Origin of the sequence: Streptomyces sp. NPDC101219, from assembly GCF_044767675.1 — a bacterium.
In the GTDB taxonomy this organism is placed as follows: domain Bacteria; phylum Actinomycetota; class Actinomycetes; order Streptomycetales; family Streptomycetaceae; genus Streptomyces.
In genome coordinates, this window is sequence record NZ_JBIWOK010000011.1 from 210,038 (window position 1) to 236,738 (window position 26,701).

At 73.1% G+C, this 26,701-nt stretch carries 23 protein-coding genes; 12 read left to right on the plus strand and 11 right to left on the minus strand.

All coding sequences use genetic code 11. The features are described from left to right. Positions 1-126 precede the first annotated feature (126 nt). Complete coding sequence (locus ACIRPP_RS22705) at positions 127-888, plus strand: MerR family transcriptional regulator (protein WP_403645746.1); 762 nt, start codon at positions 127-129, stop codon at positions 886-888. A 156-nt stretch (positions 889-1,044) separates the two neighbouring features. Beyond that, positions 1,045-2,034: a VTT domain-containing protein gene (locus tag ACIRPP_RS22710; RefSeq protein WP_403645749.1), complete on the plus strand. Its 990-nt coding sequence runs from the start codon at positions 1,045-1,047 to the stop codon at positions 2,032-2,034. Between the two features lie 24 nt (positions 2,035-2,058). On the opposite strand, the gene ACIRPP_RS22715 is transcribed toward ACIRPP_RS22710, so the two are convergent. Next, positions 2,059-3,765, minus strand: a complete 1,707-nt coding sequence (locus tag ACIRPP_RS22715) for a threonine/serine exporter ThrE family protein (protein WP_403645752.1) — start codon at positions 3,763-3,765, stop codon at positions 2,059-2,061. A 125-nt stretch (positions 3,766-3,890) separates the two neighbouring features. After that, positions 3,891-4,382 (minus strand): inorganic diphosphatase, encoded by a 492-nt coding sequence (locus ACIRPP_RS22720; protein ID WP_145871991.1) that lies wholly within the window; start codon positions 4,380-4,382, stop codon positions 3,891-3,893. Between the two features lie 157 nt (positions 4,383-4,539). Here ACIRPP_RS22720 and dacB point away from each other — a divergent pair, with 157 nt between their 5' ends. The 6 genes from dacB (at position 4,540) to folE (ending at position 12,125) form a co-directional block, all read left to right on the plus strand. Then, positions 4,540-6,087 (plus strand): D-alanyl-D-alanine carboxypeptidase/D-alanyl-D-alanine-endopeptidase, encoded by a 1,548-nt coding sequence (gene dacB, locus ACIRPP_RS22725; RefSeq protein WP_403645755.1) that lies wholly within the window; start codon positions 4,540-4,542, stop codon positions 6,085-6,087. 89 nt (positions 6,088-6,176) lie between these two features. After that, on the plus strand, positions 6,177-7,310 hold the full coding sequence (locus ACIRPP_RS22730; RefSeq protein WP_403645758.1) for a zinc-dependent metalloprotease: 1,134 nt from the start codon (positions 6,177-6,179) through the stop codon (positions 7,308-7,310). Positions 7,311-7,494: 184 nt separating this feature from the next. Further along, positions 7,495-8,520 (plus strand): tRNA lysidine(34) synthetase TilS, encoded by a 1,026-nt coding sequence (gene tilS, locus ACIRPP_RS22735; RefSeq protein WP_403645761.1) that lies wholly within the window; start codon positions 7,495-7,497, stop codon positions 8,518-8,520. A 60-nt stretch (positions 8,521-8,580) separates the two neighbouring features. Then, complete coding sequence (gene hpt / locus ACIRPP_RS22740) at positions 8,581-9,141, plus strand: hypoxanthine phosphoribosyltransferase (protein ID WP_403645917.1); 561 nt, start codon at positions 8,581-8,583, stop codon at positions 9,139-9,141. A gap of 188 nt (positions 9,142-9,329) precedes the next feature. After that, positions 9,330-11,369: an ATP-dependent zinc metalloprotease FtsH gene (ftsH, locus tag ACIRPP_RS22745; protein WP_403645764.1), complete on the plus strand. Its 2,040-nt coding sequence runs from the start codon at positions 9,330-9,332 to the stop codon at positions 11,367-11,369. 150 nt (positions 11,370-11,519) lie between these two features. Beyond that, positions 11,520-12,125 (plus strand): GTP cyclohydrolase I FolE, encoded by a 606-nt coding sequence (folE, locus tag ACIRPP_RS22750; protein WP_164332550.1) that lies wholly within the window; start codon positions 11,520-11,522, stop codon positions 12,123-12,125. An 87-nt stretch (positions 12,126-12,212) separates the two neighbouring features. On the opposite strand, the gene ACIRPP_RS22755 is transcribed toward folE, so the two are convergent. The 6 genes from ACIRPP_RS22755 to ACIRPP_RS22780 form a co-directional block, all read right to left on the minus strand. After that, positions 12,213-12,704 carry a DUF3180 domain-containing protein gene (locus tag ACIRPP_RS22755; RefSeq protein ID WP_164332549.1) on the minus strand — a complete coding sequence of 164 codons (492 nt, stop codon included), beginning with the start codon at positions 12,702-12,704 and terminating at the stop codon, positions 12,213-12,215. A gap of 54 nt (positions 12,705-12,758) precedes the next feature. Then, a complete protein-coding gene (gene folK / locus ACIRPP_RS22760; protein WP_403645768.1) occupies positions 12,759-13,370 on the minus strand; it encodes a 2-amino-4-hydroxy-6-hydroxymethyldihydropteridine diphosphokinase in 612 nt (203 codons plus the stop codon). Continuing rightward, complete coding sequence (gene folB, locus ACIRPP_RS22765) at positions 13,367-13,726, minus strand: dihydroneopterin aldolase (protein ID WP_403645771.1); 360 nt, start codon at positions 13,724-13,726, stop codon at positions 13,367-13,369. Before folB ends, folK begins: the two co-directional genes overlap by 4 nt. 258 nt (positions 13,727-13,984) lie before the next feature. Then, positions 13,985-14,488 (minus strand): nuclear transport factor 2 family protein, encoded by a 504-nt coding sequence (locus tag ACIRPP_RS22770; RefSeq protein ID WP_403645774.1) that lies wholly within the window; start codon positions 14,486-14,488, stop codon positions 13,985-13,987. Further along, a complete protein-coding gene (gene folP / locus ACIRPP_RS22775; protein WP_403645777.1) occupies positions 14,485-15,393 on the minus strand; it encodes a dihydropteroate synthase in 909 nt (302 codons plus the stop codon). The genes ACIRPP_RS22770 and folP overlap by 4 nt, the downstream gene beginning before the upstream one ends. 154 nt (positions 15,394-15,547) lie before the next feature. Then, entirely contained in the window at positions 15,548-17,434 is a 1,887-nt protein-coding gene (locus tag ACIRPP_RS22780; protein ID WP_403645780.1) for a phosphatidylglycerol lysyltransferase domain-containing protein, read from the minus strand. Between the two features lie 237 nt (positions 17,435-17,671). Here ACIRPP_RS22780 and ACIRPP_RS22785 point away from each other — a divergent pair, with 237 nt between their 5' ends. Together ACIRPP_RS22785 and ACIRPP_RS22790 are read left to right on the plus strand one after the other, a co-directional pair. Continuing rightward, a complete protein-coding gene (locus ACIRPP_RS22785; RefSeq protein ID WP_403645783.1) occupies positions 17,672-18,802 on the plus strand; it encodes an alpha/beta hydrolase in 1,131 nt (376 codons plus the stop codon). Between the two features lie 379 nt (positions 18,803-19,181). Further along, a complete protein-coding gene (locus ACIRPP_RS22790) occupies positions 19,182-20,627 on the plus strand; it encodes a hypothetical protein (RefSeq protein WP_403645920.1) in 1,446 nt (481 codons plus the stop codon). Between the two features lie 84 nt (positions 20,628-20,711). On the opposite strand, the gene ACIRPP_RS22795 is transcribed toward ACIRPP_RS22790, so the two are convergent. Together ACIRPP_RS22795 and ACIRPP_RS22800 are read right to left on the minus strand one after the other, a co-directional pair. Further along, the gene (locus ACIRPP_RS22795) at positions 20,712-22,046 is read right to left on the minus strand and encodes a PH domain-containing protein (protein WP_403645786.1); all 1,335 of its coding nucleotides are present in this window, start codon (positions 22,044-22,046) and stop codon (positions 20,712-20,714) included. After that, complete coding sequence (locus ACIRPP_RS22800) at positions 22,043-22,498, minus strand: PH domain-containing protein (RefSeq protein ID WP_403645923.1); 456 nt, start codon at positions 22,496-22,498, stop codon at positions 22,043-22,045. The genes ACIRPP_RS22795 and ACIRPP_RS22800 overlap by 4 nt, the downstream gene beginning before the upstream one ends. A 331-nt stretch (positions 22,499-22,829) precedes the next feature. On the opposite strand from ACIRPP_RS22800, the gene ACIRPP_RS22805 reads away from it, so the two are divergent. After that, complete coding sequence (locus ACIRPP_RS22805) at positions 22,830-23,981, plus strand: NADH-quinone oxidoreductase subunit D (RefSeq protein ID WP_403645789.1); 1,152 nt, start codon at positions 22,830-22,832, stop codon at positions 23,979-23,981. Positions 23,982-24,035: 54 nt separating this feature from the next. Here the strand turns inward: ACIRPP_RS22805 and ACIRPP_RS22810 are convergent, their stop codons facing one another. Continuing rightward, a complete protein-coding gene (locus ACIRPP_RS22810) occupies positions 24,036-25,181 on the minus strand; it encodes an SAM-dependent methyltransferase (protein ID WP_403645792.1) in 1,146 nt (381 codons plus the stop codon). Between the two features lie 118 nt (positions 25,182-25,299). Here ACIRPP_RS22810 and ACIRPP_RS22815 point away from each other — a divergent pair, with 118 nt between their 5' ends. Beyond that, a complete protein-coding gene (locus ACIRPP_RS22815) occupies positions 25,300-26,502 on the plus strand; it encodes a sensor histidine kinase (RefSeq protein WP_403645795.1) in 1,203 nt (400 codons plus the stop codon). Positions 26,503-26,701 lie beyond the last annotated feature (199 nt).

Sequence of the window (26,701 nt, forward strand, 5' to 3'; positions counted from 1 at the left end):
ACGATAGACGCGTGAAAGCCGTAAAACGTGACGAAACGGGCGTCGCAGGTGTGGGCGGGCGCACCGGCTTGCACCTCACCCGACGTGAGGACCCAGGGTGGAGCGCGTACCGAGAAGGGAGCGGAAGTGAGCTACTCCGTGGGACAGGTCGCCGGATTCGCCGGGGTCACCGTGCGCACGCTGCACCACTACGACGAGATCGGCCTGCTCGCCCCGGGCGGGCGCAGCCACGCGGGTCACCGGCGTTACAGCGACGCCGACCTCGACCGGCTGCAGCAGATCCTGTTCTACCGGGAGCTCGGCTTCCCGCTCGACGAGGTCGCCACCCTGCTCGACGACCCGGACGCGGACCCGCGCGCGCACCTGCGCCGCCAGCACGAGCTGCTGTCCGGCCGGATCGAGAAGCTGCAGAAGATGGCGGCGGCCGTGGAGCACGCCATGGAGGCACACCGCATGGGCATCAACCTCACGCCCGAGGAGAAGTTCGAGGTCTTCGGGGACCACGACCCCGAGCAGTACGAGGAGGAGGTGCGGGAACGCTGGGGCGGCACCGACGCCTACCGCCAGTCCAAGGAGCGGGCCGCCTCCTACACCAAGGAGGACTGGCTGCGCATCCAGCGCGAGGGCGACGAGCTCACCCGGCGCTTCGTGGCCCTCATGGAGGCCGGTGAGCCGGCCGACTCCGAGGCGGCGATGGACGTCGCCGAGGACCACCGCCGGTGGATGTCGCGCAACCACTACGACTGCGACCACGAGATGCACACGTGCATCGGCGAGATGTACGTCTCGGACGAGCGGTTCACGCAGTCCATCGACCGGGCCCGGCCCGGGCTCGCCGCCTACGAGCGGGACGCGATCCTCGCCAACGCTCTCCGGCACACCGTCTGAGCACCGGTTCGGGGCCGGCACGGGCGTCCTGAATGGACCGGCGGCAGTTCCGGGGGCACGATGGAACCCGGGGCAGGGGCGGCGCGTTGAGACAACGTTGGTACTTTGGGCGCGCCGCCCGGCCCCCTCACCTCAGAAGCCAGGAGCCCCAGCCCCGTGACGACCCTTGCGCTCGGCCCCGAGTGGCTGAGCCCGGACTATTTGATCAGTACGTTCAGCCTGCCCGGCATCCTGCTGATCGTCTTCGCAGAGTCCGGTCTCTTCGCCTTCCTGCCCGGTGACTCCCTGCTGTTCACGGCGGGCCTCTTCGTAGCCGAGGGCACCTACATCAGTCAGCCGCTGTGGCTGGTGTGCACCCTGATCGTGCTGGCCGCGGTCATCGGTGACCAGGTCGGCTACATGATCGGCAAGTTCTTCGGGCCGAAACTGTTCAACCGCCCCAACTCCAGGCTCTTCAAACAGGAGAACCTGGAGAAGGCGCACGAGTTCATGGAGAAGTACGGCCCCAAGGCGATCGTCCTGGCCCGCTTCGTGCCGATCGTGCGGACCTTCGCCCCGATCGTGGCCGGTGCCGGCCGCATGAAGTACCGCACCTTCGTGACGTACAACGTCGTCGGCGGCGTCCTCTGGGGCTGCGGCGTCACCATGGCGGGCTACTGGCTCGGCCAGATCGACGTGATCAAGGAGAACGTGGAGCCGATCCTCGTCCTGATCGTCTTCCTCTCCGTGGTCCCGATCATCGTCGAGTACCTGCGCGAGCGGGCCAAGAAGAAGCGCGCCGCGGCCGAGGAGACCCCGGCCGCCGCACAGCGCCCCCAGGTGCCGCCCATGGACGACGCCACGACCCAGCTGCGCCGCATCGCCCCCGACGACCGCGGCCCCCAGCAGACGGCCCCGCAGGCCCCCCGGACCCAGCAGGCCGCGCCCGGTCCCTACGGCGGCCCGGCCCACGGCAGCGCTCCCTACGGAGGCGGGCCCCACGGCAGCCAGCCGCCCCACGGCAACCAGGGGCGCCCGCAGCAGCAGACCCAGCAGGCCCCGCAGCCGTACGGCAACGGGCAGTACCCGCAGCAGAACCACCCGGGCCAGGCACCCGGCCAGGGGCACGGACAGCGCCCCCAGCAGCCGTACAACCAGGGCTACTGAGCCCCGGCCGGACGCGGGGCAGGATCAGAAGCCCCGCGTCCGCTTCGCCGCCCTGCGCTTCTCCGCGGAGCCGATCCGCAGGAAGAGCCGCGAGATCTCCGCACCGAGGTTCACCCCGATCGCGATGGCCATGGCGAGCGCGACGGCCTTCGTGAGGGACGCCAGCCCGGTGTCGACCTCGTTCTGCGCGATGGCCAGCAGACCGAAGTAGGTCGCGGAACCGGGCAGCAGCGGGCCGATCGCCGCCGTGGTGTAGGGCAGTGCCGACGCGAACCGGTAGCGGGACAGCAGCTGCCCGAACAGGCCCACCACCCCGGCCGCCACGGCCGTGGACGCCACCGGCGAGATGTCGCCCGCGTAGTGCATCGCGCCGTACACCACCCACGCCACCCCGCCGTTGAGGGTCACCATCAGCACCGTCGCGCGTTCCTGCTGGAGCAGCACGGCGAAGGCCAGGGACAGCATCATCGACGCGGCGATCTGGATCAGCGGCCGCTCCTCCAGGCCGAGCTTCGCGTCCGGGTTCAGCCCGGCGCCCAACTGCACGCCGAAGTACAGCACCACCAGCACACCGGCGACGATGCCGACGAAGAAGTACAGGACCTCCAGCAGGCGGGCGGAGGCGGTGATGTAGAAGCCGGTCAGACCGTCCTGCACGCCCGCCACCAGGGCCCGCCCGGGCAGCAGCGCGAACAGCCCACCGGTGATCACCGCGGACGCCTTCACGTTCACGTGGGCGAGGGTGAGCGCGACCCCGATCGCCGCCGGGGGCATCGCCGCCACCGTGAACTGGTAGAACTCCGGCAGCCCGCGCCCCGCGCACAGCCAGGCCAGCCGGTCGCCGAGCATGGCGCCGATCGCGGCGGCGACGAACACCAGGAAGCCACCGCCGACGAGCACCGACGCCGATCCGGCGAGCAGCCCGCTCGCCGCGGTCAGAGCCCAGCCGGGGTAGGGGTGCCGGTTGCGGCGGATCTCCGCCAGCCGCCGGTAGGCCTCCTCCAGGGACACGTGCGTCTCGTCGTCGCTGAGGTCGTCCACCAGCTGGTAGACGGCCGCCAGACGGGTGTAGTCGGTGCCCCGGCGGCGCACCGTGCGGGAGGCGGTCACGGGGTCGTCCACGAGGGACGGCTGGTGGGAGATCGACAGCAGGGTGAACGTGACGTTCGGCTCGCAGCGGTCCAGGCCGTAGGAGCGGCACACGGCGAACATCGCCGCCTCCACGTCCTCGGCCCCCTCACCGCCCGCGAGCAGCAGCTCCCCGATACGCAGCGTCAGGTCGAGCACCCGCGGCACGGCCGGGCCGGTCTCGTCGTCCGGCCGCTGCAGGGACTCGGGCGCCGGGCGCTCGGTCACCGGCATGCGCAGCATCGTGCGCATCCGGTCCTGCCAGGGAACGTCCTTGAGGCTGACGACCGGAACCCCGCTGGGCGGGGTGAAGACCGGCGGCGCCTGCCGGGCGCGGTAGGTGCTCGGCGGATTGAACGCCGACCCCTCCGTGTCGGCCGGCGGCTGCGGCGTCACGTCCAGGCCGGTCGGCAGGGCGAACTCGGACGTGGCCTCCGACTCCGTCCCCGTCCGGCCCGCCTTCGGCACGGCCAGCCCCTCGGGAACGGCGAACTCGCTGGTCGTCGACGACTCCGGCTCGGCCGGCACCCCCCGCCCCGCAGGGGGGAGGAAACCACTCCTCGCCTCGTCCGACTGCGGCTTGCGGTCCTCCGCGTCCCTCACGTGTGCAGCGCTCCCTGTACGACACCGTCCGTAAGCCTGCCCCGTAGATCCTCAGTATGCGCACGGACACACCAACGGGCCGCACGCGAGCGCGTACGGCCCGTCGGACGACGAAAGGCGGGAGCTCAGTGGCCGCCCTGCTCCTCGAAGCGCTTGTAGGACCGCTCGATCTCGGCCTCGGCGTCCACCCGGCCCACCCAGTTGGCCCCCTCGACCGACTTGCCCGGCTCCAGGTCCTTGTAGACCTCGAAGAAGTGCTGGATCTCCAGGCGGTCGAACTCGGACACGTGGTGGATGTCGCGCAGGTGCTCCACGCGCGGGTCCGTCGACGGCACGCACAGCAGCTTGTCGTCGCCACCCGCCTCGTCCGTCATCCGGAACATGCCGATCGCACGGCAGCGGATCAGGCAGCCCGGGAACGTCGGCTCGTCCAGGATGACCAGCGCGTCCAGCGGGTCGCCGTCCTCGCCGAGGGTGTTCTCGACGAAGCCGTAGTCGGTCGGGTAGGCGGTCGAGGTGAAGAGTCGACGGTCCAGGCGGATCCGACCCGTCTCGTGGTCCACCTCGTACTTGTTCCGCGAACCCTTCGGGATCTCGATCGTGACGTCGAACTCCACCGGTGGCTCCTCCATGATCAACACATAGTTCTGGTGGTTAAGTGTCCCTCACGCAGGTGTGTGATCGCGAAAGGGGCTGGTGGTCGTGCCAGAGCTGAGGCCTTGGCGGGCCGCGAGACCGCACGTCGTGCGGATCGCGGGTGCCGTGCGACCGCGGATGACACGGGCGGCGGCCGCCGTACGACCGCGTCTCACGCGCGTCGTCGCCGCCGCCACACCGCGCCTGACGCGCTCGAACCGGCCGGGATCGCCGCAGGTCACGCGGGTCACACGGCCGAGGACCTGGCCGTTCACCGCCACCGCCGCCACCGCCGGTCTGGCGCTGGCCGCCGGGGTGGTGACCGCCGCGGGCCCCTGGGACTCCACCGGCCAGCGTACGGCGGAGCGGGACCGCGCCGTGGCCCTGCAAGCCGCGCGTGGCACAGATCACCCGGCCCCGCGCGGCAACGCCGGCACGCCGCCCCGCGGGCCCGACGCGCGGCCGGGTGCCGCCTCCGTGCTCGCCGGCCTCGGCGGCACCGCCACCACCGGCCGCCCGGCACCTACCGGCAAGGCGCTCACCACCGTCCTCGGCCCGCTCCTCAAGGACCCGGCCCTGGGCCGGACCTCGGCCGCCGTCGTCGACGTGGCCACCGGCAAGCGCCTCTACGGCAGCGGCTCCGGCGACGCCCTGACCCCCGCCTCCACCACCAAGATCGCCACCGCGGTCGCCGCGCTGTCCGCGCTCGGCGCCGACCACCGCCTCACCACCCGCGCCGCCTACGAACCCGACACGAAAGAGGTCGTCCTGGTCGGCGGCGGCGACCCCACCCTCACCGCCCGCAAGGACGCCCGGGGCTCGGCCGGCCTGCGCGACCTCGCCGCCCGCACCGCCGCCGCCCTGGCCAAGCGCGGCGTGCGCGAGGTGACCCTCTCCTACGACACCACCCTGTACAGCGGGCCCGAGCTCCACCCGATCGGGGTCAACGGCAACCTCGCCGAGGTCGGCCCCCTGATGGCCGACGAGGCCCGCACCGACGACTCCAGCAGCGGCCCCGTCCGCCGCATCCCCGACCCGGCCCCGGACGCCGCCCGGAAGTTCGGCGGCTTCCTCGCGGACCACGGCATCAAGGCGTCACCGCCCGGCCCGTCGAAGTCGACGACCCGCGCCAGCACCCTCGCCACCGTCTCCTCGCCCCCGCTGTCGGTCCTCACCGAACGCATGCTGACCAACAGCGACAACGACATCGCCGAGGCCCTCGCCCGCCACACCGCGCTCGCCGCCGGCCGGCCCGCCGACTTCGCCGGAGCCGGTGCGGCCATCACCGCGCAGCTCAAGAAACTCGGGCTGCCCGTGAAGGGCGCCGTCTTCAAGGACGGCAGCGGCCTCGACCGACGCGACCGGCTCTCCGCCGACCTGCTCACCGCCCTGCTGGTGAAGGCCGGCGACCCCGCCCACCCCGAACTGCGCCCCGCCCTCACCGGGCTGCCGGTGGCCGGTTTCACCGGCACCCTCAGCGGCCGCTACGCCGACGGCGCGGCCGGCGTCGTCCGGGCCAAGACGGGCACCCTCACCGGCGTCAACGCCCTGGCGGGCACCGTCGTCGACCGGGACGGACGGCTGCTGGCCTTCGCCTTCCTGGCGAGCGGCACCACGGGCCAGAGCGCCGCCGAGAGCACCCTCGACAAGGCGGCCACGGCGCTCGCCTCCTGCGGCTGCCGGTGACCGCCGGGCGCCCGGCACCCGCGCGGGTACGGCCGTTCCGCCGACTCGCCGCCCTGCCGTCGGCCGTGCCCCTCACGTACCGTTGACGCATGACGAGCATCGGTGGTGCTGCCTCTTCCGGGATGGTCGACTGGAATCTCGCGGTCGCGACCGCGACCCGGCTCATGCGGCCGGGCCCCGACGTGACCCGCGACGAGGCCCGGGCCGTCGTCGCGGAGCTGCGCCGGCACGCGAAGTCCTCGGAGGAACACGTCCGGGGCTTCACCCGGCTCGGCACCGAGGAGACCCACGACACCCCTGTCCTCGTCGTCGACCGCCCCGGCTGGGTCCGGGCCAACGTCGCCGGCTTCCGTGAACTGCTCAAACCCCTCCTGGACAAGATGCAGGAGCGGCGCGGCAGCAACCCGGGCAACGCGGTGCTCGGCGCCGTCGGCGGCAAGGTCACCGGCGTGGAGCTGGGTGTGCTGCTGTCGTTCCTCGCCTCCCGCGTCCTCGGCCAGTACGAGACCTTCGCCCCTGCCTCCCGCGACCTTCCGGCGGGCGGGAACGGCGGCGGCCGGCTGCTGCTCGTCGCCCCCAACGTCGTCCACGTCGAACGCGAACTCGACGTGGACCCGCACGACTTCCGCCTCTGGGTGTGCCTGCACGAGGAGACCCACCGGACGCAGTTCACCGCCGTGCCGTGGCTGCGCGACCACCTGGAGGGCGAGATCCAGTCGTTCCTGGGGGAGACCGACGTCGACCCCATGACCGTGCTGGAACGTCTCCGGGAGGCGGCCCAGACCCTCGTCGGCGGCCGTCCGGAGGGCGAGGAGGACGACGGCGGGCGCTCCCTGGTGGAGATCGTGCAGACGCCGGCCCAGCGCGAGATCCTCGGCCGGCTCACCGCGGTGATGTCCCTGCTGGAGGGCCACGCCGACTTCGTGATGGACGGTGTGGGGCCCGAAGTGGTGCCGAGCGTCGCGGAGATCCGGGAGAAGTTCCAGCAGCGCCGCGCCAAGGGCGCCTCGCGGCTGGACCTGGCCCTGCGCAAGCTGCTCGGCCTGGACGCCAAGCTGCGCCAGTACCGCGACGGGGAGCGGTTCGTGCGCGCCGTCGTCGAGGAGGTCGGCATGGACGGTTTCAACCACGTGTGGACGTCGCCCAACACCCTGCCCACCAAAGCGGAGATCGCCGCCCCGGCGGACTGGATCGCGCGGGTGCACCGCAAGCCGGAGGCGTGAGTTCCGTTCGCAGGTGACGCCCGGGTGACGGCAGAGGGGCGCCGGGCCAATCACCCGTCCGAGGGACCGTGTGTCATGGGTAGGCGTGCAATGCTCGGGGAACGCCCCGGTTCTGTCACCATCTACACACTCTGAGTGACCGATCTCGGGTTCACCCCCCGAACCTTCCTGAAGGGAACCGGACATGGGTCCCCATCCTGCGGTCGCGGCGATACGCCTGGCGGTCCGCCGCGTCCTGAACGACGTCCTGGCCGAACACGGCCGCACCCCCGGCCGGTCCGGGCACGAGCGTTCCTCCTCCCCGCTCGTCCTCGTGGCCTGCTCCGGCGGCGCCGACTCCATGGCGCTCGCCTCCGCCCTCACCTTCGAAGCCCCCCGCCTCGGCGTCCGCGCGGGCGGGATCACCGTCGACCACGGACTCCAGCCGGGATCGGACCGGCGGGCCGCCGAGGTCGTGCTCCGGATGCGCGAACTCGGCCTCGACCCGGCCGAGTCGGCCGCCGTGCGGGTCGGCCGCGGCGGCGGTCCCGAGGCGGCCGCCCGCGACGCGCGCTACGCCGCGCTGGACGCCGCCGCGGAACGGCACGGCGCCGCCGCCGTCCTGCTCGGGCACACGCGCGACGACCAGGCGGAGACCGTCCTGCTGGGCCTCGCCCGCGGGTCCGGGATCCGCTCCCTGTCCGGCATGGCCGCGGTCTCGGGGGCCGACGGCCGGTACCGCCGCCCCTTCCTCCAGCTCGACCGGCAGACCGCCCGCCGGGCCTGCATGGTCCAGTCCCTGCCCGTCTGGGACGACCCGCACAACGCCGACCCCGCCTTCACCCGCTCCCGGCTGCGCCACGAGGGCCTGCCCGCGCTGGAGAAGGCCCTCGGCAAGGGTGTGGTCGAGGCCCTCGCCCGGACGGCCCAGCTCTCCCGCGACGACGCCGACGCCCTCGACGCCTGGGCCTCCCGCGCCGAGGACGGCGTGCGGGACTCCGACGGCCGCCTGGAGTGTGCCGGGCTGCACGCCCTGCCGCCCGCCGTACGCCGCCGCGTGCTGCGCCGGGCCGCGATCGAGGCGGGTGCGCCGGCCGGATCGCTGTTCGCGCGGCACATCGAGGAGGTCGACCGGCTCGTCACCGGCTGGCGGGGCCAGGGAGCCATCAACCTCCCCGGCCGGGTCGTCGCCACCCGGCAGGGTGGCAGACTGGTGATTCGGCAAGGCTGAATCCCTTCCCCCGGCAGCGCCGCCGACGGAGCGGGACGGCCGGTGGGACGACCGAAAGTGATGCGGGTGGACGCGAAAGACATGGGTGCCGACCTCGAGAAGGTGCTCCTCAGCAAAGAAGAGATCGACGCCAAGCTGACCGAACTGGCGGCGAAGATCGACGCGGAGTACGCGGGGAAGGACCTGCTGATCGTCGGTGTCCTCAAGGGCGCGGTGATGGTCATGGCCGACCTCGCGCGGGCGCTGTCCACCCCCGTCACCATGGACTGGATGGCCGTGTCCTCGTACGGGGCGGGCACCCAGTCCTCCGGCGTGGTGCGGATCCTGAAGGACCTCGACACCGACATCAAGGGCCGGCACGTCCTGATCGTCGAGGACATCATCGACTCCGGCCTGACCCTGTCCTGGCTGATCTCCAACCTCGGCTCGCGCGAGCCCGCCTCCCTCAAGGTGTGCACGCTGCTGCGCAAGCCCGAGGCCGCCAAGGTCGCCATCGACGTGCAATGGGTCGGATTCGACATCCCCAACGAATTCGTCGTCGGATACGGCCTCGACTACGCCGAGAAGTACCGCAACCTCCCGTTCGTCGGTACGCTCGCGCCCCACGTCTACGGCGGCTGAGCCACGCGGCACGGGCCGCCGTACGCGGATCGGGAACCCCGGCGGAGTCCGCGCCGTTGGAGCATGCGTAGACGCGATTGCCAGCCGTCCCGCGCAGCTTCGGGGGACAATGCTGGGGTACCGTCCGAAGAACAGTCTTTATCAAACTCACTATGGCAGGAGGGACGGGGCGGCACCGCTCCGTATGGATGGACGTGAAGCGATACTTCCGTGGGCCGGTCATGTGGATCGTGCTGGCCGTCCTTGCCGTGGTCGTGTTGATGCAGGTCGTCGGTTCGTCCGGCGGCTACAAGACGGTGGACACGGGCCAGGTCGTCCAGGCGATCAACGAGAACAAGGTCGAGCAGGCCAAGCTGACGACGGGCGACGAGCAGACCATCAAGGTCGAGCTCAAGGACGGCGTCAAGATCAAGGACAGCTCGAAGATCCAGGCGAGCTACATCGGTGACCAGGGCGTCACCATCGCCAACACCCTGCAGGACAAGTTCCAGAACAAGCAGATCCCGAAGGGCTACACGGTCTCGCCGTCGAAGCAGAACCCCTTCGTCAGCATTCTGCTGTCGCTGCTGCCCTTCGTCCTGATCGTGGTCGTTTTCCTGTTCCTGATGAATCAGATGCAGGGTGGCGGCTCCCGTGTCATGAACTTCGGCAAGTCCAAGGCGAAGCTCATCACCAAGGACACCCCGAAGACGACGTTCGCCGACGTCGCGGGCTCCGAGGAGGCCGTCGAGGAACTCCACGAGATCAAGGAGTTCCTGCAGGAGCCGGCGAAGTTCCAGGCCGTCGGCGCCAAGATTCCCAAGGGCGTGCTGCTCTACGGTCCGCCCGGTACGGGCAAGACCCTGCTCGCGCGGGCCGTCGCGGGGGAGGCGGGCGTCCCCTTCTACTCGATCTCCGGTTCCGACTTCGTCGAGATGTTCGTCGGTGTGGGTGCCTCCCGGGTCCGTGACCTGTTCGAGCAGGCCAAGGCCAACGCGCCCGCGATCGTCTTCGTCGACGAGATCGACGCCGTCGGCCGCCACCGCGGTGCCGGTCTCGGCGGTGGACACGACGAGCGCGAGCAGACCCTGAACCAGCTGCTCGTCGAGATGGACGGCTTCGACGTCAAGGGCGGCGTGATCCTCATCGCCGCCACGAACCGCCCGGACATCCTCGACCCCGCGCTGCTGCGTCCCGGCCGCTTCGACCGTCAGATCGCGGTCGACCGCCCGGACATGCAGGGCCGTCTGGAGATCCTCAAGGTCCACCAGAAGGGCAAGCCGGTCGCCCCGGACGTCGACCTGTCGGCCGTCGCCCGCCGCACCCCCGGCATGACCGGCGCGGACCTGGCCAACGTGCTGAACGAGGCGGCGCTGCTGACCGCGCGCAGCGATCAGAAGCTGATCGACAACCACATGCTGGACGAGGCGATCGACCGGGTGGTCGCGGGCCCGCAGAAGCGGACCCGGATCATGTCGGACAAGGAGAAGAAGATCACCGCGTACCACGAGGGCGGACACGCCCTGGTCGCGGCGGCCTCACCGAACTCCGATCCGGTCCACAAGATCACCATCCTCTCCAGAGGCCGCGCCCTGGGCTACACGATGGTGCTGCCGGACGAGGACAAGTACTCCACCACGCGCAACGAGATGCTGGACCAGCTGGCCTACATGCTGGGCGGCCGCGCGGCGGAGGAGCTCGTCTTCCACGACCCGACCACGGGTGCCGCCAACGACATCGAGAAGGCCACCGGTCTCGCCCGTGCGATGGTCACGCAGTACGGCATGACCGAGCGGCTCGGCGCGATCAAGTTCGGCGGGGACAACTCCGAGCCCTTCCTCGGACGTGAGATGACTCACCAGCGCGACTACTCGGAAGAGGTCGCCGCGCTGGTCGACGAAGAGGTCAAGAAGCTCATCGAGACCGCGCACAACGAGGCGTGGGAGATCCTGGTCGAGAACCGGGACGTCCTGGACAACCTGGTGCTCGCCCTCCTGGAGCGGGAGACGCTGGGCAAGGAGGAGATCGCCGAGATCTTCGCCCCCATCGTCAAGCGCCCGCCCCGGCCCGCCTGGACCGGCTCGTCCCGCCGTACGCCGTCGACCCGGCCGCCGGTCCTCTCCCCCAAGGAGCTGGCCCTGACGAACGGGGCGAACGGCGCGACGCCGGCCATCTCCACCGCCAAGAGCACCGTGGCGGAGCCCGCCCCGGCGCAGGAGCGGACCCCGGAGGAGCGCCCCGAGAGCTGACCGGCTCCCAGGGTCTTTCGGTTGTGCCCCCACCGGTCCCGGAATGGATGCCGCGCCCCCCAGGTTCTAGCCTGGGGGGCGCGGCGTTTTGCGTACCCGCAGTTGAGACGCGTGCCCGGCGCGCGTGAAGGCAGAGGAACGAGGCACTCCATGACCGACCCCGTGACGCTGGACGGCATAGCCCCCATCGGCGAGTTCGATGAGAAGAGGGCCCAGAACGCCGTGCGCGAACTGCTGATCGCGGTCGGCGAGGACCCGGACCGGGAGGGCCTGCGGGAGACCCCGGCCCGCGTGGCCCGGGCCTACCGGGAGATCTTCGCGGGGCTGTGGCAGAAGCCCGAGGACGTCCTGACGACGACGTTCGACCTCGGTCACGACGAGATGGTGCTGGTGAAGGACATCGAGGTCCTGAGCCACTGCGAACACCACCTGGTGCCGTTCGTCGGGGTCGCCCACGTCGGGTACATCCCCTCGGTCGACGGCAAGATCACGGGGCTGTCCAAGCTGGCCCGGCTGGTGGACGTCTACGCCCGGCGCCCGCAGGTGCAGGAACGGCTCACCACCCAGGTCGCCGACTCCCTGATGGAGATCCTGGAGCCGCGCGGCGTGATCGTCGTCGTGGAGTGCGAGCACATGTGCATGTCGATGCGGGGTGTGCGCAAGCCCGGCGCGAAGACCATCACGTCGGCCGTGCGGGGGCAGCTGCGCGACCCCGCGACCCGCAACGAGGCCATGAGCCTGATCATGGCGCACTGACGGCGCCCACGGCCCCGTAGCGGCGGCGGGCGCCCCGGGCGGGCCGAGCGCGGCGGGCCGGGCGCTCCGGGCGGGCCGGGCGGCGCGTCAGGCGGCCGGGGCGGCCCCCGGGCCCCCGTCGTTCTCGTCGTCCTCCGGCAGCTTGCAGACGCGCTCCAGGAAGACGGCCGCCGCTATCACGCCGATGGCCGCCACGACCGAGGCGCCGGCGTAGATGGCCTGGTCCCGGCGGGCGGGGATGTCGAGGTACTCCAGCAGGAAGACGCCCGTCCCGCCGTACATCCCCGCGACCAGGGCCGCGACCAGGGCGCTCGCGTGGCCGAACACCACCGCGCGGGCCGCCATCAGCGGGTCGACGCCCTTGGCCTCGGGCCGGCGCTCGCGCTGCGCCTTGAGGCGGGCCCGGATGGAAAGCGCCGTGGCCGCGAGGACCACGGCGATCAGGGCCAGGACGATGGGGGCGGCCACGGGCACGCTCGGCAGGGTCCCGAAGGAGTTCCACAGGCGGGCGCCCGCCCAGGACAGGATGCCCGCCACGACGAACACGCCGGCCAGCACCCTGATGCGCAGCTCTGTCACGGTGTCCCTTCGCAGTGCCCGGTGCCCCACCACGGGGCCTGTCGACCTTAACGGCTACTCGGGCAGCCGGAGTTCCAGGTCCGTGCGCGGTGTCACGCCCTCGCGGGTGACCGCGTCGAGGAGGCCGGCGACCGGGCCCCGCCCGGGCAGCTCCGCGTCGGGGTCGACGTCGTGCCAGGGGGCGAGGACGAACGCGCGCTCGTGGGCGCGCGGGTGGGGGAGCGTGAGCCCCGGGTCGTCGGAGAGCCGGTCGGCGTAGGCGACGATGTCGACGTCCAGGGTGCGCGGGCCCCAGCGCTCGTCGCGGACCCGGTGGAAGGCCTCTTCGACCGCGTGCGCCCGTTCCAGCAGGGAGGACGGCGGCAGCGTGGTCCGCAGGACCACGACGGCGTTGAAGTAGGCGGGCTGGCTGCCCGGCTCCACGCCCCAGGGCTGCGTCTCGTACACCGGGGAGACGGCCTTGACGCGGATGCCCGGCGTGTCCTCCAGGGCGTCGACGGCGCCCTGGAGGGTCTCCAGACGGTTGCCGAGGTTCGCCCCGAGCGACAGCACGGCCTGCTTCGGGTTCTGCAGGGTGGTGTCGGCGGCGTCGACCTGCTGGACCACGGAGGCCGGGACGGGCTGAACGGTCGGGTCGGTGTGGCCCGTGCTGGACGGCCTGGTCATACGCGGCTCCGGTTGATGGTGACGGTCACGTCGTCGAACGGCACGGTGATCGGTGCCTCCGGCTTGTGGACGCAGACCTCGACCTCCTGTACCACCTCGTGCTTGAGGCAGACCTGTGCGATGCGCTCGGCGAGGGTCTCGACGAGGTCGACGGGCTTGCCCTCGACGACGGCCACGACCTCCTCCGCCACGACGCCGTAGTGCACGGTCTTCGTCAGGTCGTCGTCGGCCGCGGCCGGCCGGGTGTCCAGCCCGAGGACGAGGTCCACGACGAAGGTCTGGCCCTCCTCGCGTTCCTCGGGGAACACACCGTGGTGCCCACGGGCCCTCAGGCCGCGCAGCGCGACACGATCCACGCGAATCACTCCTGCTGTCGTCGGTCCGGCCGGTCGGTGCCGCATGCGGACGGCACACCGGCCCCGGTCGAATCTACCCGCGGACACCGGCGCGTCCGGTCCGCCGCGGGGCGGTGCCGGCCCGGTGCCGGGAGGTTTCACCGGGCGTTTTCCCTGGGGAGAGCGGGGGCTCACGGGCCGGTGGCCGCATCGGCCGCGCCGTCGTGATTCCCGCCACGTCCCGGGCCCGCGAGGGGCTCCTGCCCGTCCGCGGCCCGGTCAGGCGGGGGAGTCCTCGTCGTCCTCGTCCTCGCTCTCGGCGAGCACCGGGGAGGCGTGGTGCGACCACAGCTTCCAGCCGGCCGGGGTGCGCCGGAAGACGTTGGAGGCGACGACGAGCTGGCCGACGAGCGGGCCGAGCTCCTCGCCGGCGGCCGGGGCGGGGCCGCCGCTGAGGATGTTCTCGGTACAGGTCACCAGCGCGGTGTCGCCGGTGACGGAGACGTGCACGTCGGTGAGGAAGAACTGGATGTAGTCGGTGTTCGCCATGATCAGGGCGTAGGACCGCAGGACCTCGCCGCGTCCGGTGAGGACGGGCCAGCCGGGGTGCACGCAGGACACGACGCCGCTGTCGGCCGGGTCGTGGTAGCTCTCGTCGACGCCGAGGTCGGAGGGGGTCAGCCAGAGTGACGCGACCTCCTCGAAGTCGCCGCGTTCCAGCGCCTCGTAGAAGGCGGTGTTGGCGGCCTCCACCTGCTCGACGTCGGTGTGGGGTGCGCTCACCGGGTGCCTTCTGCGCCGTGCGCGCCGGAGGGGGCGGCGTCGGGGGCGTGCGCCCGGGCGACGGCCTGCACGACGCGGACGGCGTCGGCGGTGGCCCGCACCTCGTGGACCCGGACCGCCCAGGCGCCGGCCTGCGCGGAGAGGGCCGAGACGGCGGCGGTGGCCGCGTCCCGTTCCCGGGCGGGCGGGGGCGTGCCGTCCGGGCCGGCCAGGACGTGGCCGAGGAACCGCTTGCGGGACGCGGCGACGAGCAGCGGGTGCCCGAGGGCGAGGACGCGGTCGAGGCGGGCCAGGAGGGCGAGGTCGTGGTCGGCGCCCTTGGAGAAACCGAGGCCCGGGTCGACGATCACGCGGTCGGCGGCGATGCCGCCCTCCAGGACGGCCTGCACGCGCGCGTGCAGTTCGTCGACGACCTCGGTGACCACGTCGTCGTAGGTGCCCCGGACGTTGGTGCCCTCCAGCAGGCCGCGCCAGTGCATGACCACGAAGGGCGCGCCGGAGGCGGCCACCACGGGGATCATGGCGGGGTCGGCGAGTCCGCCGCTGACGTCGTTGACGAGGGCGGCTCCGGCGGCGAGGGACTGTTCCGCGACGGAGGCCCGCATGGTGTCGACGGAGATGGTGACGCCCTCCGCGGCGAGGCCTTGGACCACGGGGATGACCCGCCTGAGTTCCTCGGCCTCGTCGACGCGGGAGGCGCCGGGGCGGGTGGACTCGCCGCCGACGTCGATGAGGTCGGCACCCTGGGCGACCAGGTCGAGGCCGTGCTTGACGGCGGTGCTCGTGTCGAACCAGCGGCCGCCGTCGGAGAAGGAGTCGGGCGTCACGTTGACGACTCCCATGACCGCACAGCGGTCCCAGTGTGGAAGTCCCGCGACGTGAGGGCGTCCGCTGCGATTGCTCATATGTTCAGCGTAGGCCCCGGGCCGGGGGCCGGGAGTGCGCGGGGAGGGCGTGGCCCGGGCGGAGGCCGTGCGGCGGGGGCGGCCTCCGCCCGGGACGCCTCCGGGCGCGCGGTACGGCAGCGGTGCGCGCCCGGGCGGGGAGTGCGGTGGCCGGTCAGGCGGCACGGACGGCGGTGTCCGGCCCGGCAGGGGTGTGCTCGGGCGTCCGGTGGACGCAGGGCAGCGGGGCGGGCCGGCGGCGGCGCAGGAAGGGCGGCAGGGGCAGCGCCAGGTTGACGAATCCTTCCGCCTGGAGGGCGGCGATGCCGATGCGGGGCAGGTCGGCGGAGGCCCGGTACACCACGAAGCGGGGTTCCCAGCGCGGGCGGAACTTGGCGTTGAACTTGTAGAGCGACTCGATCTGGAACCAGCGCGACAGGAAGATCAGCAGCCCCCGCCAGGCGCGCAGGACCGGTCCGGCGCCGATCTTCTCGCCCCGGGCCAGCGCCGCACGGAACATCGCGAAGTTGAGGGACACGCGCGAGATGCCGAGTTCCCCGGCGGCCTGGAGGGCGGCCACGATCAGCATCTCGTTCATGCCGGGATCGGCCGAGCGGTCCCGGCGCATCAGGTCGAGGGAGACGCCGTCCGCGCCCCACGGCACGAAGTGCAGGACCGCCTTGAGGTCGCCGTGCCGACCTGGCTCGGCGTCCGCCTTGTGCGCGGTCGCGACGAGGCAGTCGCCGTCGGCCGGGTCGCCGACCCGGCCGAGCGCCATGGAGAAGCCGCGCTCGGTGTCGGTGCCGCGCCAGTCGTCGGCCGCGCGGCGGATGCGGTCCAGTTCGGCCTCCCCGAGGTCACGGACACGGCGCACCCGGGTCTCGTAACCGGCGCGCTCGATGCGTTTGACCATCTGGCGCACATTGCGCATCGCGCGGCCGGCCAGAGAGAAATCCTTGACGTCCACCACCGCCTCGTCACCGAGTTCGAGGGCGTCGAGCCCGGTCTCCCGGGTCCACACGTGACCGCCGGTCTCCGAGCAGCCCATGACGGCAGGTGTCCAGGAGTGGGCCCTGGCCTCGTCCATGAAGCGTTCGATGGCACCGGGCCAGGCCTCGACGTCGCCGATCGGGTCGCCGCTGGCGAGCATCACGCCGCAGACCACGCGGTAGGTCACGGCCGCCTTGCCGCTGGGGGAGAACACGACGGCCTTGTCGCGGCGCAGCGCGAAGTGGCCGAGGGAGTCCCGCCCGCCGTGCCGGGCGAGCAGGGCGCGCAGCCGCCGTTCGTCGTCCTCGGTGAGCCGGGCGGCCGGGTGTTCGGGCCGGAAGGCCAGGTAGAGCGTGGTGACGGCGGTGAGCAGGCCGAGGGCGCCCAAGGAGAACGCGACCGTCCAGGAGGTGTCGCCCCGGTAGTCGAGCGGTCCCTCGAAGCCGAACAAGCCGTACAGGACGTGGGTGAGGCGGTCGGCGAGGCTGGGGTCGCCGACCAGCAGGCGCGGATGGGCGTTGACGACGACCAGGCCGAGCAGCAGGGAACCGGCGCCCATCAGGACGAAGTTGGCCAGCGCCCGCCATCTGCTGCGGGGGTCTGGCAGCGCCGCGAACTGGCCGCGGTGGCGCAGCAGGACCGCGAGCAGCAGCAGCGAGAGCACCACCCCCGCGACGGAGTGCCGGTAGGCGAACTGCGCGACGGCACCGGCCGGGAGCAGGGCGACGGCCGCCCGCCAGGCGCGCCGCTTGCCGCGCTTGAGCCCGTGGGCGAGCAGCAGCAACAGCACCCCGGCGCTGAGCGCGAGCGCGGCCGCGAACGGGCCGAGCGCGCCGGGCAGCACCTCCGCGAGGGCGTGCATGCGGCTGTGCCGGAAGCGGGGGAAGACGCCCGCCGCGATGTCCAGGAGGCCGACCAGGGCGCACGCCCGCCCCACCAGCAGGGGGACGGACTCGGGACGTGGTCCGCGCAGCAGCCGGCGCGCGGTGCCCACGAGGCGCGTGCCACGCGCGGGCCGCTCCCGGCCCGTGTGCTCCGCACGGTCCGCGGGCCGCGGAACCGCACCCGACATTTCCTCATCTGTCCTGACAGACATCGCATCCCGTAGTTCTGCGAGAGACCTTGGATCCGGTGCCGATTCGGGCATCCGGCGACATTGCGACCTCTAGGACGGTGTCTCGGGGGGAGAGGTTCACTCCGCCCGCCAAAACCGTTTCAACGGCCAAGGACCGGCCGGCGCGCCCCTCCTGACACAGTGGGGGGTGGCTGCCGTGCGGCTCCGGGCGGAGAGTGCAGGCAGGTACCGCTGATGGGTCTGACGAGCGACAAGGTGCTGTGGGCGGCGGTGTCGGCCGCCGTCCTGCTGTTCGCCGGCACGGTGTGGCTGTGGCCGCGGCTGGCCGGGCGCGGGGTGCGGGCGGTGTGCGGCAGGGTGGGCCTGCTGCTGGCCACCCAGCTGGCCCTGTTCGCCGCGGTGGGCCTCGCGGCGAACCAGTCCTTCGGCTTCTACGCGAGCTGGGACGACCTGCTCGGACGGGAGAAGGACCGGGGCGTGGTGGTCGACCACGCCGCGGGCACCGGGGCGGGCGGCGCCCCGCTGAGGGTCGTCGGGCGGGAGCGGATGACCGGTACGCCCGGGGCGCGGACGGCGGGCGGCGGCACGGTCGAGCAGGTCGAACTGGTGGGCCGGACCAGCCGCATCGCCTCTCCCGCGTACGTGTACCTGCCCCCGGAGTACCACCGGCCCGAGTACCGCACCCACCGGTTCCCCGCGGCCGTGGTGCTCACCGGCTACCCGGGCACCGCGCGGGCGCTGGTGGACAAGCTGCACTACCCGCGCACGGCCCGGGACCTGGCCGCCGCGGGCCGGATGGAGCCGACGGTCCTGGTGATGCTGCGGCCCACGGTGGCGCCGCCGCGGGACACCGAGTGCGTGGACGTCCCGGACGGGCCGCAGACCGAGACGTTCTTCGCCCGGGACCTGCCGGAGGCCGTCGGCGCGCACTACCGGGTGGCCGGGGGCCGGGGCGCCTGGGGCGTGGTCGGCAACTCGACGGGCGGCTACTGCGCGCTCAAGCTGGCCCTCCACCACCCCGACGTGTTCGGCGCCGGGGCCGGACTGTCGGCGTACTACAAGGCGCCCCTCGACGCCACGACGGGCGATCTGTTCCACGGGGACAAGGCGCGCGAGAACCGGGCGGACCTGTGGTGGTACCTCCGGCACCGGCCCGCTCCCGACACCTCGCTGCTCGTCACCAGCAGCCGGAAGGGCGAGTCCAACTACCGGGACACGCTGCGGTTCATCGAGCGGGTGAAGGGCAACGGACGGACGCGGATCTCCTCGATCATCCTGGAAAGCGGCGGACACAACTTCAACACCTGGCGGCGGGAGATTCCCGCGACGCTTGAGTGGATGAGCAGGCGCTTGACGAGGGGATGAGCGGGGACTGCCCCGGACGGCGCGGTTGCGCCGCGCGGAATCGGGGTCCGGGCCCCTCGGGAATGGGGCGCGGAAGTCAGCGCGACGGGCCCCGGGAAGTCCGCGCGACGGCCGCGGAAGTCCGCGCGACGGCCCGCGGCGTGCCGGGCCGGGCCCGGCACGACCGGGACGCGGCGCCTGCGGAGGGCCCGCGCGGAAACGACCGGGGGCGAATTCCGGGGGTTGGCGCCATTCACGGGCGGCCCGAGTTCCCTGATGCCCTGTGAAACCCTTGTTATCGCTTTGTTTTTACGGGGCGGGGGCCCATCATTCCCCTACGCGCGGTAAGTTTCTGGCCATGCCACGTGGACGTCACCGCCATTCACCGCCCTTGCACAGGATGCTGCCCCCGTCGGCGATCGCAGGCGTCTCCCTAGTCTGCGCCCTGGGGCCATGGGTGTTCACGCAACCGACGGCGTTGCGTCTGCTGGCCGCGGTCGCGGCGGCCACCGCGGTCACCGGCGCGGTCGTCATGCGGCGCTGGGACACCCAGGCGGGCAAGCGCGTCGCCGATCTCACGCGCGCGCGGGCGAGCGACGAGTGGCGCTTCGAGGAACGGACCGCCGAACTGGAGTCCGACCTGGAGGAGTCGCGTGAGCTGCGCATCAGGCTGGAGCAGCGGCTGCGCGCCAAGCGCGCCGAGCTGGCCGGCCTGCGCAACGAGCACGCGGCGCTGCTGCGGCGCTACGCCACGGCGGAGGCCGACCGGGCCAGCGTCCTGGAGGAGCGCCGGGTGCTGGAGATAGAGGCGACGGTGCCCGCGCGGGCGCTGCCCGCGGGCGCTTCGGCGACGGCCGGAGCCGACGGCGCAAAGGACCCGGAGACCGCCGCGGCACCGGAGACGCCGGACGCCGACGACACGGCGGCGTCCGTGCCCGGCCCCAGGACCGGGGACGAGACCGGGACGGACGAGGACACCGCCCCCGAGGTCTTCTCGCCGCAGGGGTCCCAGCTGTTCCTTCGGGCGGACGCGGCACTCGCACGGTTCGAGAAGGCCGACGCGGCGGCGGGCGCCGACGCGGAGGAGGCCGAGGCCGGTGCGGAGTCCGGGGCCGAGCAGGCACCGGACGCGTCCGGTGCCGGACCGGCCGGCGAGGAGCCCGGTGCCGAGGCGGACGGCACGGCCGGCGACGGGACCGGTGACGGGTCCGAGGGCACGGCCGGCGAGGCGCCCGCCGACGGAGCGCCCGGCCTGCCGGACGCCGGGGCCGCCGGCGGCCCGGCCCCCGCCCACGGCGGCATCTCCCGTACGGGTCTCAAGGGGAACGGTTTCCGCAGGCGGGGCGGCACCCCCGAGGACGACGGCCCGCAACCCGCCGGGCGGCGCCGGCCCCAGGAGCCCGGGGAGGACGACGCGGAGGGGAAGCCCGGGGCGGTCGCCGAGCACGACCGCGCGACCGCCGCCCCCGCAGACCCGGCCGGACCCGTCGACCCCGCGGCCCCGGCCGCCACGTCCGCGCGGCAGCCCTCGGGACACTTCACGGTGCCCACGGCGGTCGCGGTGGTCCCCCCGACGGTGCCCGTCCGGCGCCCCGCGTCCGGGGGCGGGTTCGACTTCTTCGGCACCAAGAAGGGCTCGGAGGACTCCGCCCTGGAGGACGTGCAGAACGAGGACCTCGCCGACGTCGTCGGTCAGGAGGCGCTGGCGCTGCACAAGGCGGAGGCCGAGGCCGGCTTCAAAGCGTCCGGTGACGCGGCCCGCGCCGTCGGACAGGTCATCGACCTGACCGAGCACGACGAGACGGAGCACATCGACCTCGAGGGACTGCGCAGCGCGGTCTCCTGACCGGCGAACGCACCAGGGGCCCCGCACGGTGTGCGGGGCCCCTGGCCTGTTGCGCCGGGAGTCTCCTCCGGCCGCCGGAAGGCCCTATGCCATCCAGCGGTCCGGGCGGGCGTCGTGGCGGCCCGTGCGGGAGCGTTCCGCCTGGGCCTGCAGCAGCCGGGCCGCCTCGTCGGCGTCCCGCAGGCGGGCGGCGGCCGATTTGTTGGCCCCGTTGTCCACATGGACGTCGGCGACGCCCCGGGCCCGCTGCCACGGCCCCTGCACCAGCCGTACGCTCTGCACCTTCGCGTGCGGCACCAGCGCGACGCGGCGGGCCAGCAGACCGTGCCGCGCCACGAACACCGTGTCGGTCACGGCGAGTCCGTAGCCCCGCCACCACAGCGGCACGCACCACCGGGCGCGGCGCGGCGGCCGGGACAGCGCCTCGTGCGGCGGCACGGTCACGCCGGGCAGCACGCGGGCTATCACCGCCTCGGCGATCTCGCGCGGCGCGACCGGCAGCAGCATCGAGTTGTCGGACCCGGCGACGTCCAGTTCCACCCGTACCCAGCCGCGCCGCCGCCACAGGAGCGGCTCGACGATGCGCACGGTCTGCACCCGCCCCGGCGGCACCGTCTCGTGCGCCCGGTCCAGCAGACCGTGGTCGATGCGCAGCCCGTCCGGCGACTCGCCGACGGTCCAGTCGTACTCGGTGACGAACCGGCCCACGCTGCCCGCGCCCGCCGCACCGAACAGCGGCAGGGCGGCGGCCAGGACCGTCCACAGGCTGTGGGTGGCCATCCACAGCAGCGGCACGACGACCACTCCGACGACCAGCCAGCCCCAGGTCGCGCCGGTCAGCGCCAGGGAGACGGCGAGCACGCCCGGCGGCACGCGCAGCAGCTCCCGGGACGGTGCCTCACCGACCTCGTGCGCGGTCTCCGGGGCGAAACCGGCCGCACGCGCGAGCAGCTCCGCCCGCAGCGCACGCGCCTCCTCGGCGCCCAGGAAGGCGAGTTCGTCCTTCTCGTCGGTGCCGATGACGTCCAGCTTCAGTTTGGCCACGCCGACGAGCCGCGCGAGCAGCGGCTGGGTGACGTCGATGGCCTGGACCCGCTCCAGGCGGATGTGGGCGGTCCGCCGGAACAGCAGCCCGGTGCGGATGCGCAACTCGGTGTCGGTCACCGCGAAGTGGGTGAACCACCAGGTCAGGAAGCCGTACAGGGCGGCGGCCGGCAGCAGCACGGCGAGACCGAGCAGCAGGGTGGTGGTGGTCAGCCGGGTCAGCTGGCGCTGTGCCTGGTCGGGGTCGTGCAGGGCCCACCCGATGAGCACCGCGACGGGCGCCCAGGCACGCCGGAGCGGTGTGACGGGGTGCAGCCGCCGCTCGGTCACCGGGGGCCGTGCGGTCACGTCCTGCTGGACGCCGGGCGCGGTCACAGCCCCGCCGATCGTGCCTCGCCCAGCTCGGTGAGCCGGTCGCGCAGCCGTTCCGCCTCGGCCGGGTCGAGGCCGGGGATGGTCGCGTCGGTCGCCGCCGCAGCGGTGTGGAGCTGGACGCTGGCGAGGCCGAAGTGCCGTTCCAGGGGGCCGGAGGTGACCTCGACCAGCTGCATCCGGCCGTAGGGCACCACCGTCTCCTCCCGCCACAACACGCCCCGGCTGATCAGCAGATCGTCGGAGCGCTCGGCGTACCGCCAGGAGCGCCAGTTGCGCTCCAGCATCACCCAGCCCCAGATCATCAGGGCCAGCGGCAGTACCGCGAAGGCGGCCCAGCCGGGCCCGGCCAGGATGCCCGGCACGAGTCCGGTGGCCAGGGTCAGCAGCCCCAGCCACACCACCAGCAACAGCCGCCGCACCCGCAACAGCCCGGGTGGCAGGCCGATCCACACCGGCTCGGCCTCGGCGACGCCGGCCGTGCTCCCCTCTCCGCTCGCCGCAGTGCCGGTCGTGGCGGCTGTGCCGGCTGTGCCGCCTGCGCCGGTCGTCGTATCGGCGACCGCACCGGCCGTCGCGTCGGCCGTCGCGCCGACGGCCGGGTCGTGCGCCGCTCGGCCCGCGGTGTCCGCGTGCGGGTCCGCGTGCACGGCCGTATCCGTGTCCGTGTCCGTGTGCGTGTCGGCATGCGTGCCCGTGGGCGTGTCGGCCGACGTGCCTGTAGTTCGCCGCTCGTGAGGGCTCCCCGTCTCCATGCGGCCAGCGTACGTAGGGGAGACTGAGCCCATGACGCCCACCACGGAGACCATGGTCGGTATCGGCGGCGCAGCGGAGAGCACCGACATGGTGCTGAACATCGGCCCGCAGCATCCGTCGACGCACGGCGTGCTGCGCCTGAAGCTGGTGCTGGACGGCGAACTCATCTCCCGCGCGGAGCCGGTGATCGGCTACATGCACCGGGGCGCGGAGAAGCTGTTCGAGGCGCGGGACTACCGCCAGATCATCGTGCTCGCCAACCGGCACGACTGGTTGTCGGCGTTCTCCAACGAGCTGGGCGTGGTCCTCGCCGTCGAGCGCATGCTCGGCATGGAGGTCCCCGAGCGCGCCGTGTGGCTGCGCACGCTGCTCGCCGAACTGAACCGGCTGCTCAACCACCTGATGTTCCTCGGCTCCTATCCGCTGGAACTCGGCGGCATCACCCCGATCTTCTACGCGTTCCGGGAGCGCGAAGAACTCCAGCACGTCATGGAGGAGGTCTCCGGCGGGCGGATGCACTACATGTTCAACCGGGTGGGCGGCCTCAAGGAGGACCTCCCGGCCGGCTGGACCACGCGCGCGCGTGCGGCCGTCGCCGACGTCCGCTCGCGCATGGGGCGCTTCGACGACCTGGTGCTCGGCAACGAGATCTTCCGGGGCCGCACCCGCGACGTGGGGGTGCTCTCCCCCGAGGCCGTGCACGCCTACGGGGTCAGCGGGCCGATCGCCCGCGCCTCCGGCGTCGACTTCGACCTGCGCCGCGACGAGCCCTACCTGGCCTACGGGGAGCTGGGGGACGTCCTGAAGGTGGTCACGCGCGAGGAGGGCGACTGCCTGGCCCGCTTCGAGTGCCTCCTGGAGCAGACGTACAACGCCCTGGACCTCGCCGACGCCTGCCTGGACCGGCTGGCCGAGCTTCCGCCGGGACCGGTCAACCAGCGGCTCCCCAAGGTCCTCAAGGCGCCCGAGGGACACACCTACGCCTGGACCGAGAACCCGCTCGGCATCAACGGCTACTACCTGGTCAGCAAGGGCGAGAAGACGCCGTACCGGCTGAAGCTGCGCTCGGCGTCGTACAACAACATCCAGGCGCTCACCGAGCTGCTGCCGGGCACCCTCGTGTCGGACATGGTGGCGATCCTGGGGTCGATGTTCTTCGTGGTGGGGGACATCGACAAGTAGCCGGTCCCTCGCCCGCCCGCCCGGCCGTGTGGTGTGCGGGGGGCGCCCGGTGCCTCAGGGCGTGAGGACGTCCGGGATGCCGGCCGGCCGCAGCAGCCACCCGAAGGCGCCGAGCCCGTCCGGCGCCAGGAGCTCCGCGGCCTCCCCGGCGGCCGCGAGGGCGCGCACGTAGCCCGCGGGGTCGCTGGACGCCAGGGCGAGCGGCGGGCGCGCGGCCGTCAGACCGAGGGCGCGCAGGGCCTCCCGCTGGGTGAGCAGCCGCCCGCCCGGCCCCGGGAGGGCCGCCGCGCACGCGTCCAGGGCGACGTGTGCGGTGAGGTCGCAGGTCCCGTCCGGCACGGGTGCCGTCTCCCGCCCCTCCCGGAATCCGGTGAGCGTCCCGAACGGCGGCCGGGTGTCCCGGGTGTGGCCGTAGTCCACGGCCACGGCGAGCCCGCGCGCGACCGTCCCGGCCGCCGACGCCCAGGCCTCGTCGCGGGGCAGCCCGATCTCCGCGCGCAGCCCCTCCGCGCCGGCCGCCGTCGCCCCGGGTGCCGGATCCGGTGCCGGTGCCGGTGCCGCCTCGGGCGGTGAGGTCCGGCCCCGGGCCGCCGCGGGGCCGTCCCCGGCGTCCAGCGGCCACCACCGGTCGAGCCACCGGGCCTCCGGGCCGGTGACCGGCGGCCCGAGCCGCTCCGTCCCGTCCCCGTCGACCAGCACCAGGCGCGGTACGCCCGCGGCGTCCGCCTCGGCGACGTCCAGGGGCACGTTGTCCAGCCACTCGTTGGCGAACAGCAGCCCCGTGACGGACCGCGGCGGCTCGGCCCGCCAGGCGATCCGCCCGTCCAGGCCGGGGGGCCGGCCGGCGATCTCGACGGCGCACGCGCGGGTGCGGTCCGCCACCCCGGGGGGCAGCGCGGCGAGCACCCCGGTGACGAGTTCTCCGCGCCCGGCCGCCATGTCCACGAAGTCGAGCACCCGCGGCCGTCCCAGCGCCTCGTCGACCCGGCACAGCAGAGCGGCCACCGCGCGCGCGAACAGCGGCGAGGCGTGCACCGACGTGCGGAAGTGCCCGGCGGGGCCCTCGGGGCGGCGGTAGAAGCCGTCCGGCCCGTACAACGCGTTCCGCATGGCCGCCCGCCAGCCCCGCCCGCCGGTCCCGGCACCCGCCTCCGCCGCGGCCTCCACGCGTGCCCGCCCTCCCGTCGTCCCGCCCGTCACGGGCCCAGCGTAGGCGCAGGCACATGCCCGGCCTCCACCTTGCGGAGTACGCCCGCGCACCGGGGATCGGCCCTCCGGTTGACCCATGCACGCATCCGGCTTCCCTACGCTGGGTTACGTGCAGCGCCTCTATGACTTCCTCCGCAGACACCCGACGTGGGTCGACGGTTTCTGGGCCGTGATCCTCTTCGGGATCTCGGTCCTGGGCGGAACCGTCGAACCCCAGGAGCAGGGGGCCGTCCAGCAGGGCCTCGGCATCGTGGTCATGCTGCTGCTGTCCCTGGTCGTCGCGCTGCGCCGCCGGATGCCGGAGCAGATGCTGGTCCTGACGGCCGCGGTGGGCGTGTTCCAGCTGATCACGGACGTCCCGACACTGCCCGCGAACTTCGCCATGCTGGTGATCGTCTACACGGTCGCCGCCATCGGCGCCCGCTGGGCGTCCCGGTTCGCGCTCACCGCCGGCCTGTGCGCGGCCCCGCTCGCGCAGCTGCGCTGGCCCAACCCGGACACCAGCACTGCGGGCAACATCGCCCTGGTGATATTCCAGACCGTGCCCTTCGCGCTGGCCTGGGTGCTGGGTGACTCCATCCGCACCCGTCGCGCGTACTTCGCGCAGCTGGAGGAGCGGGCCGCCCGGCTGGAGAAGGAGCGCGAGGCGCAGGCCAAGGTCGCGGTGGCCGCCGAACGCGCCCGCATCGCGCGCGAGCTGCACGACGTCGTCGCGCACAACGTGTCGGTGATGGTGGTGCAGGCCGACGGTGCCGCCTACGTCCTGGACGCGGCACCCGACCAGGCGAAGAAGGCGCTGGAGACCATCTCCTCCACCGGCCGCCAGGCCCTCGCCGAGATGCGCCGCCTGCTCGGCGTGCTGCGCACCGGCGAGCACCAGGAGGCCGGGGAGTACGTGCCGCAGCCGGACGTGCAGCAGATAGAGGACCTGGTCGAGGAGTGCCGCACCTCCGGGCTGCCGGTGGACTTCCGCGTCGAGGGCACCCCACGCCCCCTGCCCAGCGGGGTCGAACTGACCGCGTACCGCATCGTGCAGGAGGCGCTGACGAACACCCGCAAGCACGGCGGGCCCAACACGGGCGCCAGTGTCCGCCTGGTCTACTTCGACGACGGGCTCGGCCTGCTCGTCGAGGACGACGGCAAGGGCGCCCCGCACGAGCTGTACGAGGAGGGCGGACTGGACGGGCAGGGGCACGGCCTGATCGGCATGCGCGAACGGGTCGGGATGGTCGGCGGGACCCTGGACGCGGGTCCGCGGCCGGGCGGAGGATTCCGCATCAGCGCCCTGCTGCCGCTCAAACCCGCGCACTGAGCCCGCGCACGCCCGCCTGTGACACGTGTGACGACGACCCGTGCGGAACCCCCGCACCAGCCCCGCACGAACCGTGTACGACCCCCGTACGAACCTCGTACGACCCCTGTGCGCCTCCCGCGCGTGGGCACCTGCGGCCGCGTTTCCCGTGGCCGCACCCGCAACGACCCCGCCGGCGACCGAGTCGCGCACCGGCGGG